The 9688-nt window shown below is 59.7% G+C and carries 10 protein-coding genes and 1 tRNA gene; 7 read left to right on the top strand and 4 right to left on the bottom strand.

The genetic code is table 11. The features are described 5' to 3' along the window. Positions 1-245, bottom strand: a 245-nt coding sequence (locus BUB78_RS20905) for a DUF6538 domain-containing protein (RefSeq protein WP_342742320.1), incomplete at its 3' end; no start/stop codon positions are given. An 89-nt stretch (positions 246-334) separates the two neighbouring features. Continuing rightward, positions 335-418, bottom strand: a tRNA-Leu gene (locus BUB78_RS10885). Between the two features lie 206 nt (positions 419-624). On the opposite strand from BUB78_RS10885, the gene BUB78_RS10880 reads away from it, so the two are divergent. Continuing rightward, positions 625-1065, top strand: a complete 441-nt coding sequence (locus BUB78_RS10880; protein WP_245813440.1) for a Hint domain-containing protein — start codon at positions 625-627, stop codon at positions 1063-1065. Here BUB78_RS10880 and BUB78_RS10875 read toward each other — a convergent pair. Further along, positions 1062-2651 carry a bifunctional ADP-dependent NAD(P)H-hydrate dehydratase/NAD(P)H-hydrate epimerase gene (locus BUB78_RS10875; RefSeq protein WP_073198050.1) on the bottom strand — a complete coding sequence of 530 codons (1590 nt, stop codon included), beginning with the start codon at positions 2649-2651 and terminating at the stop codon, positions 1062-1064. The two genes, BUB78_RS10880 and BUB78_RS10875, sit on opposite strands and share 4 nt — an antisense overlap. Positions 2652-2823: 172 nt before the next feature. Here BUB78_RS10875 and BUB78_RS10870 point away from each other — a divergent pair, with 172 nt between their 5' ends. The 5 genes from BUB78_RS10870 (at position 2824) to BUB78_RS10850 (ending at position 7371) form a co-directional block, all read left to right on the top strand. Then, positions 2824-3162: a P-II family nitrogen regulator gene (locus BUB78_RS10870; protein ID WP_073198049.1), complete on the top strand. Its 339-nt coding sequence runs from the start codon at positions 2824-2826 to the stop codon at positions 3160-3162. 30 nt (positions 3163-3192) lie between these two features. Beyond that, positions 3193-4599, top strand: coding sequence for a type I glutamate--ammonia ligase (gene glnA / locus BUB78_RS10865; protein ID WP_073198048.1), 1407 nt, complete (start codon positions 3193-3195; stop codon positions 4597-4599). 259 nt (positions 4600-4858) lie between these two features. Then, positions 4859-5662: a hypothetical protein gene (locus BUB78_RS10860; protein WP_139279312.1), complete on the top strand. Its 804-nt coding sequence runs from the start codon at positions 4859-4861 to the stop codon at positions 5660-5662. A 123-nt stretch (positions 5663-5785) separates the two neighbouring features. Continuing rightward, positions 5786-6568: a lytic murein transglycosylase gene (locus tag BUB78_RS10855; protein ID WP_425442176.1), complete on the top strand. Its 783-nt coding sequence runs from the start codon at positions 5786-5788 to the stop codon at positions 6566-6568. Between the two features lie 107 nt (positions 6569-6675). After that, positions 6676-7371 carry a hypothetical protein gene (locus BUB78_RS10850; RefSeq protein WP_073198044.1) on the top strand — a complete coding sequence of 232 codons (696 nt, stop codon included), beginning with the start codon at positions 6676-6678 and terminating at the stop codon, positions 7369-7371. Here the strand turns inward: BUB78_RS10850 and BUB78_RS10845 are convergent. Further along, a complete protein-coding gene (locus tag BUB78_RS10845) occupies positions 7368-8102 on the bottom strand; it encodes a heme-dependent oxidative N-demethylase family protein (RefSeq protein WP_073198042.1) in 735 nt (244 codons plus the stop codon). The two genes, BUB78_RS10850 and BUB78_RS10845, sit on opposite strands and share 4 nt — an antisense overlap. Before the next feature lie 149 nt (positions 8103-8251). On the opposite strand from BUB78_RS10845, the gene purB reads away from it, so the two are divergent. Beyond that, positions 8252-9559 carry an adenylosuccinate lyase gene (gene purB / locus BUB78_RS10840; RefSeq protein ID WP_073198039.1) on the top strand — a complete coding sequence of 436 codons (1308 nt, stop codon included), beginning with the start codon at positions 8252-8254 and terminating at the stop codon, positions 9557-9559. The last annotated feature ends 129 nt before the right edge of the window (positions 9560-9688 follow it).

The following is a 9688-nucleotide window of genomic DNA, read 5'->3' as shown; positions in this document are numbered from 1 at the left end:
GCTAGGGGATAGCGTGCTGGGGCTGATTGTGGTCGCCCTGCCCCGGCCTTTTGCTCGGCAAGGCCGATCTGGTGTTGAAGTTGCGCTACCGCGCCGGGCAGTAGCTTGAGCGCTTGCCGGTGGTCACCACCCAAAGGGCTGCGCAACTCAGTCTTGCCTACAATTCCGCGTAAGTCTTTCGGGACCACCAGCCGGGCGTGAAAGCGCCCGTTGCGATTCACCATGTTTCTAACCTTGCCCGCCATAACGATCCCATTTGTAACCAAATTTGTAACCACAAAACGGGCAAAGCACCTGTAATGCAAGAGTTTTATTTGATTTCAAGGGGATAGATTGGTGCGGGTGAAGGGACTCGAACCCCCACGCCATAGGCGCCAGAACCTAAATCTGGTGCGTCTACCAATTCCGCCACACCCGCACTGGCGCGGTATCTAGCAAAGCATTTCACCGGATGCGAGAGGAAAATGCGCAGGGTGCGTTGATCAACCTAGGCGAAAAAAGGCAGGACATTAACCTATTCTTGCCATATTATGGTGTCAAAACTGAGGCAGTAGTAAAGCGAGAAACGCCATGAAACCGAAAACGGTCGGGCGCTCAGATGGCACAATTGCCGTCATGGCCCCCATGAATCCAGCAGGCCTTGCGGCCGATAGCATCATTCTCACGCTTGACGGTGAAAAGCGCGTTGGCGATATCCGCCCCGGCGACCGGGTCATCACCCGCGATAGCGGCATGGCTGTGGTCAAACATGTCGACACCCAGACCATCACCACCCGCGCGGTGCGCATCAAGGCCGGATCGCTTGGCCATACCCGCCCCGAGCGCGATGTAACCCTGCCGGCCGATCAACAGATTCTGGTGCGCGATTGGCGCGCGAAGGCTCTGTTTGGCGCTACACAGGCGATGGTGCCCGCTGCACGACTGGTGGATGGCGAATTCGTCACCCTGATCGAAGAGTGCGAAATGTCGCTTTACACCCTCGGGTTTGATCGCACGCATGTCCTTTATGTGGACGGCCTTGAGCTGCCGAGCGAAACCCTGACACCGCTGGCGCAAGCCGCCTAAGCGTCAAGCGCGCGCAACACTTTTGGCAAGACCTCGGGCAGATCCTCTGCGATCAGGCCCGGGCCGAATTCAAGCGCGCATTCCACATGAAGCCAGGCGGCGATTGCCGCCGCCTGCATCGGCGCCAGGCCGCGCGCCAAAAGCCCCGTGATGAACCCTGCCAAAACATCACCCGAGCCAGCCGTCGCCAACCAAGGCGCGGCGCGCTCGTAAAGGGCCGCATTGATGCTGCACGCGCCGGAAGGCGCCGCAATCACCGTCGCCGGCCCCTTGAACAGCACCACACATCCCGCCCGCTTTGCCGCCTCGCGCGTCGCATCCACCTTGGAATAGGCCGGGCCTTTGGTTGCGGTTGCGTTCAATTTCTCCGCAATATCGGGAAACAGCCGGGCAAATTCGCCCGCATGCGGGGTCAGAACGCACCGATCGTGCAGCATCCCAAAGAGCGCGTCATCTTGCGCCAGAACGCTCAACGCATCCGCATCAAGCACAACCGACCGGCCGTCGTAGGGTGGGTGAAACCCACGCGGCGCCAACGCCGCCCTGACCAATGCCTTGCCTCGCTCTCCGACACCCATTCCCGGCCCCAGACAGAGCGCGTTGATGCGCCTGTCCTCAAGCACCTCGGTCATCGCTCCCCCGTCCTCGACCCTCTTTAACATCAGCGCGGTGATCTGCGCCGCGACCTCCATCTGAGCCGATCCAGGCACGCCAAGCGTCACCACCCCTGCCCCGATCCGAAGCGCACCGCGCGCAGCCAGCCGCGCCGCACCGGTCTTGCCTGCACCGCCCGAGAGGATAAGGGCATGACCGTGGGAAAACTTGTGCTCATGCGTCCACTTGGGTCGTAGCGTTGTCGGCTTTTCCAACAGCTGCACGATGTCCCGGCCAATGGGGCGTTCAAGGCCGATATCCTTGACCACGACCATTCCACTCAATCCCGGACCACCGCCGAAATGCCTTTCCCTTATAAGGAAGTGCCCCACCTTGGCCGTATGAAATGTAACCGTCAGATCAGCCGGAAACCCATCCAGATTCGCGCCAGAATCGGTACACAACCCGCTCGGAGCATCAATGGCGACATATTTCGGACGCGATGCAGCATCTTGATGCGTGACGTTGGGGACAAAACCGTGCCATGTCCGCAGCGTGTCTTCCGGCATCGGTCGCGTCAAACCCGTGCCAAACAGCGCGTCGACCACCAGGTCGTTCAGACGCTCATCCAGGATATCCTCGATCGCGCGGTCATTCCATTCACCGACCTCCCCCGTCTTGCGCCACCGCTCGTAATTGGTCTTCGCATCTGGCGGCAGTTTTGCAGGGTCGCCATAAAGGTATACCGAAACCTCCCACCCCCAGTCCTTGAGCAATCGCGCCACAACAAAGCCGTCGCCGCCATTGTTGCCCGGCCCGCAGAGAACGATCGCGCGGTGCGAGGTCGCCGCAAGGTCCGGCCATGCCTCGAACACCGCCTCGACCACGCCGCGCCCGGCGCGCTCCATCAACTCGAGCCCCGTCACGTTGCCCGACTCAATTGCTGCCATTTCAAGGCTGCGCATTTGGGCAGCGGTTAATAATTCGCTCATTCTCAAACCTTCGCGATTCAATTTCGCATACTTTTTGTGCATTCCGCCTATTTTTTAGGCATTAATGACAGGGCGCCCCAGATGAAGGCACAATCCCCACCCTAACCGATTGAGCCCCCCGCACGGAAGTGGTCTGCACATTGCGAAACGACAGCCGAGGAGGCCCGAGCCGATGAAAAAGATCGAAGCGATCATTAAACCGTTCAAACTCGACGAGGTCAAAGAAGCTTTGCAGGATGCGGGCATTCAGGGCCTTTCGGTCATCGAGGTCAAAGGCTTTGGCCGCCAGAAAGGCCATACCGAGCTTTACCGCGGTGCCGAATACGTCGTTGATTTCCTGCCCAAGGTGAAAATCGACGTGGTGCTTGACGACGATCAGGTCGATGCCGCCATCGCGGCGATCATCGACGCGGCGAAAACCGACAAGATCGGCGATGGCAAGATTTTTGTCAGCCCGGTCGAACAAGCCATCCGTATCCGTACCGGCGAAACCGGTTCGGACGCGCTGTAATCCCTACACCAGTAAGAAAAGGACAAGAGAATGAGCAAAGACGCAGTTCTCAAGCTGATCAAGGATGAAGACATCGAATATGTCGACATCCGTTTTACCGACCCGCGCGGCAAGTTGCAGCACGTCACCGTTGTCGCCGATCTTGTCGACGAGGATTTCCTTGAAGAAGGGTTCATGTTTGACGGCTCGTCAATCGCCGGCTGGAAGTCGATCGAAGCTTCGGACATGAAACTCATGCCCGACACCGACAGCGTCTATGTTGACCCGTTCTATGCGGAAAAAACGCTCTGCGTGCATTGCTCGGTTGTCGAGCCTGACACCGGCGAATCCTATCCGCGCGACCCGCGCGGCACCGCCGAAAAGGCCGAGGCCTATCTCAAGTCCTCCGGCATCGGTGATGTGGCCTATTTCGGCCCCGAGGCCGAGTTCTTCCTCTTTGACGATGTGCGCTTCTCGAACACGATCAACAAGGTGTCCTACGAGGTTGACGCGGTCGATGCGTCCTGGAACACCGATACCGAGTATGAAATGGGCAACATGGGCCACCGCCCGGGCCTTAAGGGCGGCTATTTCCCGGTCAACCCGGTGGATGACGCACAAGACATCCGCGCCGAAATGCTCTCGACCATGAAGCGCCTCGGCATGAAAGTTGACAAGCACCACCACGAAGTGGCCAGCTGTCAGCACGAGCTTGGCCTGATCTTCGGCACGCTGACCACGCAGGCCGACGAGATCCAGAAGTACAAATACGTGATCCACAATGTGGCCCACGCCTATGGCAAATCCGCAACTTTCATGCCCAAGCCGATCTATGGCGACAACGGCTCTGGCATGCATGTGAACATGTCGATCTGGAAAGACGGCAAGCCGCTTTTCGCAGGCGACAAATATGCCGACCTGAGCCAGGAAGCGCTGTATTTCATCGGTGGCATTCTTAAGCACGCCAAAACGCTGAACGCCTTCACCAACCCGTCGACCAACAGCTACAAGCGCCTGATCCCCGGTTTCGAGGCCCCCGTTCTGCGCGCCTATTCGGCCCGCAACCGCTCGGGCTGCGTGCGTATTCCGTGGACAGAATCGCCCAAAGCCAAGCGCGTCGAGGCCCGTTTCCCCGATCCGGCAGCCAACCCCTACCTGGCGTTCGCGGCTCTGCTCATGGCCGGCCTTGACGGCATCAAATCCAAGATTGATCCCGGCGAAGCGATGGACAAGAACCTTTATGATCTTCCCGCGGAAGAGCTCAAGGATATCCCCACCGTATGCGGCAGCCTGCGCGAAGCGCTTGAGTGCCTCGCGGCGGATCACGACTTCCTTCTGGCCGGTGACGTTTTCACCAAGGACCAGATCGACGGCTACATTGCCCTCAAGATGGACGAGGTGCACCAGTACGAGCACACACCCCACCCGGTCGAGTTCGGCATGTATTACAGCTGCTAAAGCGGCACGCGGCCGCAAATTTGCCGCGAAATCGCAATCAGAGGGCGCTCCATCCTGGGGCGCCCTCTCTTTTTTACGAGACTGTTACCAATTTCGATCCAAAAGCGCCAAAATCGGGCGATTGCCTCAAACTATTCATATTTGAAACAAATCAGACACAACTTTGTCGGTCACTTATTCCGTAGTAGATGAATTATGGATGAATCACACCATGACCAGCACCGCTCACAAGGTTACGTCTGGGCTAGTATTTCTCGGTATGAGAACGATTGATATCGTGATGATCGGCAACCGGGTCTGTGCCACATTGGACAGGCTTTACACTCAGGTTGGCGGGTTTTCGGTCCAATCCGATGACAGGGTCACGATACGCACGGCCGACTTCGAGTTGTGCATCGACAATAAGGCCGATTGCCATGTGCCCACCCTTGAACGGCCTGCGGCACATTTTCTGGCGCTGACCTTGACGCCCTTTGAACCGACGAACGAGGACGACGGACCGTGCAACCAGTCGATCATGGCGCATGTGCTCCAGGCCCTGCACCTTGGCCTTTCGCCCGATTACGTCCAGTGGATTGATCCGCGGGCCCTTCTGAGCAGCGCCGATTTCGAGATGGCTACAACCCTGCCCGAACGGGAACCGACGCTTGAAGAGCTGAGCTTCGACGACGGCACCGAGGCCGCGAAAACCAAGCCGCGCCGCCACATCCTGCCGGGCATCGAGGAAACCAACCTCATCCTTCAGGCCCGTTTGAGGTCCGCTGATCCGATTGAGGGCGCCCTGCGCGCAACCTTTCGTGAAGATCTGATTGATCGGCCCGCCATCGTAGATGATATCCGCGAAAAGACCACGCCTTTGCGCCTCGCGGTCTGGTTGCTGACAATTACTCTTGGGCTGTTTGCCCTGCCGATGGCGGCTGCCTTGGCGGTCTTCAATCTGTTGCGAGGCGAAAACCTCAGGCTCACGTCACAGACGGCGGCACTCACCGGGACATTTATCGCGTTTCAGACCTTCGGCACCACCGCAAACGCAATGTCGGCTCTACAGAGCATGTTGGGTTAGGCCATGGTGATCGTTCTGCCAAGCAGAGCCTTTGAGCGGCCCCGGCAATCCGCTAGACTCCCGGTGACTGGTTCTTACAGGAGTCTTCAAATGTTGCCGAAATGCAAAATCCGTCCCGTCCTGATGGGTCTGTGCCTGTCCCTTGGGCTTGCCGGCGCCGTCGCGGCGGCCCCCTGCGGTAACACGGCAGACGGGTTTTCCGGCTGGAAAGCCGCCTTTGCCAAAGAGGCCGCCCGCGAAGGCGTCGGGAAACGCGGCCTGGCGGCACTCGCAAGCACCAGCTACGCCAGCCGCACCATCGCAGCGGACCGCAATCAGAAAAGCTTTCGCTACTCGCTCGACAAATTCATGAAGCTGCGCGGCGCCGATACGATCGTGGCCCAGGGTCGAAAGCGCAAGGCGCGCAATGCCGCCTTTTATGCCTCTCTTGAACAGCGTTTCGGCGTGCCCGCCGGTGTGTTGATTGCCATCCATGGCATGGAAACCGGCTTTGGCGGTTTCATGGGCGACAGCGCGGTCGTCTCGGCCATCGTGACCCTGACCTATGATTGCCGACGTTCCGATTTCTTTCGCCCGCATGCGCTTGGCGCGCTCAAGCTGGTGGATAGCGGCGCGATCACCGCCCAGACCAAAGGCGCCAAACACGGAGAACTGGGGCATACCCAGTTTCTGCCGGGCAATGCGTTGAAATACGGCATCGATGCCAATGGCGACGGGCGAATTGATTTCTATAATCTTGCCGATGCCATGGCCTCGACCGGGAATTTCCTGCGCCAGAAGGGGTGGACACCCGGCAAGGGCTACCAGGAAGGCCAACCCAATTTCGCCGTCATCCAGCGATGGAATGCCGCAGGCGTCTATCAAAAGGCGATTGCGATCATGGCGGCGCGGATCGACGGGGGCTAAGCCCCCCTTGCCGGGTGGGGCGCCCTGCGCCCCGCCGCATCGTACACCCCATTGTGCCAAGTTTGACCGGTTCCCTTTGTTCAACCCCAAGATCAACAGGCCACACCATGAGCAGACACACCTACGGCCAGATTGCCGCTTTGGAATATCACGACCCGCCAGAGATGGCTTTTCCCGACATCGTCGAGGAATTCGATATCGCGATGCAAAAGATCTCGACACAGGTGCGCAGCCTGACCTGGGATGGCGAGGACATTGCCCTGATTGATCGCGAAGCGGTGCGCATGGCCCTTGGCTGGTTGCCGCCGGTCGATGCCGATGCGCCGCTTTACCTTGTGATTGCGGTCGGGGCCAAGACGACGAAGGGCGGCGCAGGCTTTGATGCAAGTGCCTATGAGGTTTTGTTGCGACGCATCATTAACCGGGTGCGCAGCTTTATGCCGTTTGATGCGGTGCTGCGCGGCGAGGCCAATCGTCCGGTTGGCAGCGCCCTGATGGATGACACCTTCGAGTTGCTGGCGCAAAGTGCGGGCGATAGCGCACAGGATCCGGCCAGCCGCACAGCACCCGCCAAGGACCGCAGCACGCCAAACCCGACGCACCCTGCAAAGGCAAAGCCCGGCCAGAGCCGCCGCAACACCGAAGACGCTCAAGAGGCAGAGCTTGTCCTCCCCGAGGCCACGGTGCCGATGCGCCTGACGATTGTGACCTTCGGGGTCACGCTGTTCCTGCACGCACCCCCCATCGGCGCCGCGCTTTTGACCTATACCTTTCTGCGCGAGGCAGGCCCGCTTGCCACCTAGAGGCGCTCGTCGATCACGAAGGTATGGATCGAAAACACGCAGGCCCGTGTCTTGGGCAGTCGTACAACACACTGCCGCTCTGAGCGAAGATAAGGATAATCCGCCCCGCCCTTGATGCTTGGCTGAACGCGCGAGCGAGGCTGATGCAGCGTTGGGTCGCCATAGCGTAGCGCGTTGAACCGCCAAAGCGGGCGATCCACCTGCACCCCGTCAAAAAGCCGCTGCACCCGCCGCGCAAGCCCCGCGTCATATTCCGGTACCGGCACGTGGATCGAGGTCAGCGGGCGACCGATCTTGTCGGCCAGCCGCCAACTGGCGGGAAAGCACAGCACGGCGGCACTTAGAACATGCTCGTCGCCCTCGCGCTGCAGCAGGCACAAATCCTCTTGCACCAGATGCCCGAGCGTGCCCATCGGATCGCTGTGATCAAGCGTGATGCGCGCCCCATCCGGGCGGGTGACGTGATCCGCGTAAACCTTGTAAAGCGGGGCATGCGCGGCAAGCCAGCCCAGCACGACTTCCAGCAATTCCTGCGCCGCTGCCGCGCCCTCCGGTGTCACTGCGAGCACATCCTCGCGTTGATCGCGCAACAGGCGCGCGCGCTCTGCCATCTGCGCTCCAAAGGCCTCATCCACCATAAGCCAGTCAGCCAGCGTCAATGGCGCGATCCCCGGCAGGGGCCGTCCGGTCACGACATCATAGGGCAGGCTTTTTTGTAAAATCCCGGTCATGGTGCAAACTTAGCCAAGTCAATGCGCGCCCGCACCCCCAAACAGCACGCCCGCACGCTTTGCCGCACAACGCTCGGGTTGCCGCGCACCGCCTGACGCACTACAAGCGCGACGAACCCCGTTTCCACAGTTATTTGCAAGGATCGCCGATGATTCCCCGCTATTCCCGCCCCGACATGGTCGCCATCTGGTCCCCCGAAACCAAGTTCCGCATCTGGTACGAGATCGAAGCCCATGCCTGCGACGCGATGGCCGATATCGGCGTGATCCCGCGCGCCAATGCCGAGGCGGTCTGGAAGGCCAAGGATGTCACCTTTGACGTGGCCCGGATTGACGAAATCGAAGCGGTGACCAAGCATGACGTGATCGCCTTCCTTACTCACCTTGCCGAACATGTCGGCAGCGACGAGGCGCGATTTGTGCATCAGGGCATGACAAGCTCGGACGTGCTCGACACCTGTTTCAACGTTCAGCTGACCCGCGCCGCCGACATCCTGATCGCGGATATGGAGGGGCTTCTGGCCGCCCTCAAGCGCCGCGCTCTGGAGCACAAAGACACGGTGCGCATCGGGCGCAGCCACGGCATCCACGCCGAACCGACCACGATGGGCCTGACCTTTGCCCGCTTTTACGCCGAGATGGATCGCAACCTGCGCCGCCTCAAAACCGCGCGCGAAGAGATCGCCACCGGCGCGATCTCGGGCGCGGTTGGCACATTTGCCAACATCGACCCGGCGGTCGAAGAACATGTCTGCGCCAAGCTCGGCCTGACCCCTGAACCGATCAGCACACAGGTCATTCCGCGCGACCGCCACGCGGCGTTTTTCGCCACCCTCGGCGTGATCGCAAGCTCGATCGAGAACGTCGCCATCGAAGTGCGCCACATGCAACGCACCGAGGTGCTCGAGGCCGAAGAATTCTTCTCGGCGGGCCAAAAAGGCTCCTCCGCGATGCCGCACAAACGCAACCCGGTGCTGACCGAGAACCTGACCGGTCTGGCCCGTCTGGTGCGCATGTCGGTCATCCCCGCCATGGAAAACGTCGCCCTCTGGCACGAGCGTGATATCTCGCACTCCTCCGTTGAGCGTGCCATCGGCCCGGACACGACGGTGACCCTTGATTTCGCTCTGGCGCGGCTCACCAATGTGATCGAAAAGCTGGTGATCTACCCCGATAACATGCTGGCAAACATGAATAAATTCCGTGGCTTGGTGATGAGCCAGCGTGTCCTTCTGGCTCTCACCCAGGCCGGCGTGTCGCGTGAGGATGCCTACAAGCTGGTGCAACGCAACGCGATGAAAGTCTGGGAACAGGGCAAGGATTTCAAAACCGAGCTTCTGGCCGACGCCGACGTTCTCAAGGCACTGAGCGCCGAACAGATCGAAGAAAAATTCGACCTTGGCTATCACACCAAACATGTCGACACGATCTTTGCCCGCGTCTTTGGCACATCCTGATTTCGGACAGAGCACAGACCATGCTGCTCCTCTGATCGCCCCTTTGGGTCAGAGGAGCAGGACTACAACCAAGCATTTACTTGTAAAAGATAATTTTACACACAAGGTCAAACCTGCGCTGTCAGACAA

This window comes from Roseovarius marisflavi (assembly GCF_900142625.1).
GTDB classification, from domain to species: Bacteria; Pseudomonadota; Alphaproteobacteria; order Rhodobacterales; family Rhodobacteraceae; genus Roseovarius; species Roseovarius marisflavi.
This window is presented reverse-complemented; position numbering and strand designations above follow the sequence as displayed.

What these genes read in the sequence shown, in the direction of transcription:
- glnA (WP_073198048.1), top strand. Translation starts at nt 3,193, where the DNA reads ATGAGCAAAGACGCAGTTCTCAAGCTGATCAAGGATGAAGACATCGAA.
- purB (WP_073198039.1), top strand. Translation starts at nt 8,252, where the DNA reads ATGATTCCCCGCTATTCCCGCCCCGACATGGTCGCCATCTGGTCCCCC.
- BUB78_RS10875 (WP_073198050.1), bottom strand. Translation starts at nt 2,651, where the DNA reads ATGAGCGAATTATTAACCGCTGCCCAAATGCGCAGCCTTGAAATGGCA.
- BUB78_RS10880 (WP_245813440.1), top strand. Translation starts at nt 625, where the DNA reads ATGAATCCAGCAGGCCTTGCGGCCGATAGCATCATTCTCACGCTTGAC.
- BUB78_RS10845 (WP_073198042.1), bottom strand. Translation starts at nt 8,102, where the DNA reads ATGACCGGGATTTTACAAAAAAGCCTGCCCTATGATGTCGTGACCGGA.
- BUB78_RS10860 (WP_139279312.1), top strand. Translation starts at nt 4,859, where the DNA reads ATGAGAACGATTGATATCGTGATGATCGGCAACCGGGTCTGTGCCACA.
- BUB78_RS10855 (WP_425442176.1), top strand. Translation starts at nt 5,786, where the DNA reads ATGGGTCTGTGCCTGTCCCTTGGGCTTGCCGGCGCCGTCGCGGCGGCC.
- BUB78_RS10870 (WP_073198049.1), top strand. Translation starts at nt 2,824, where the DNA reads ATGAAAAAGATCGAAGCGATCATTAAACCGTTCAAACTCGACGAGGTC.
- BUB78_RS10850 (WP_073198044.1), top strand. Translation starts at nt 6,676, where the DNA reads ATGAGCAGACACACCTACGGCCAGATTGCCGCTTTGGAATATCACGAC.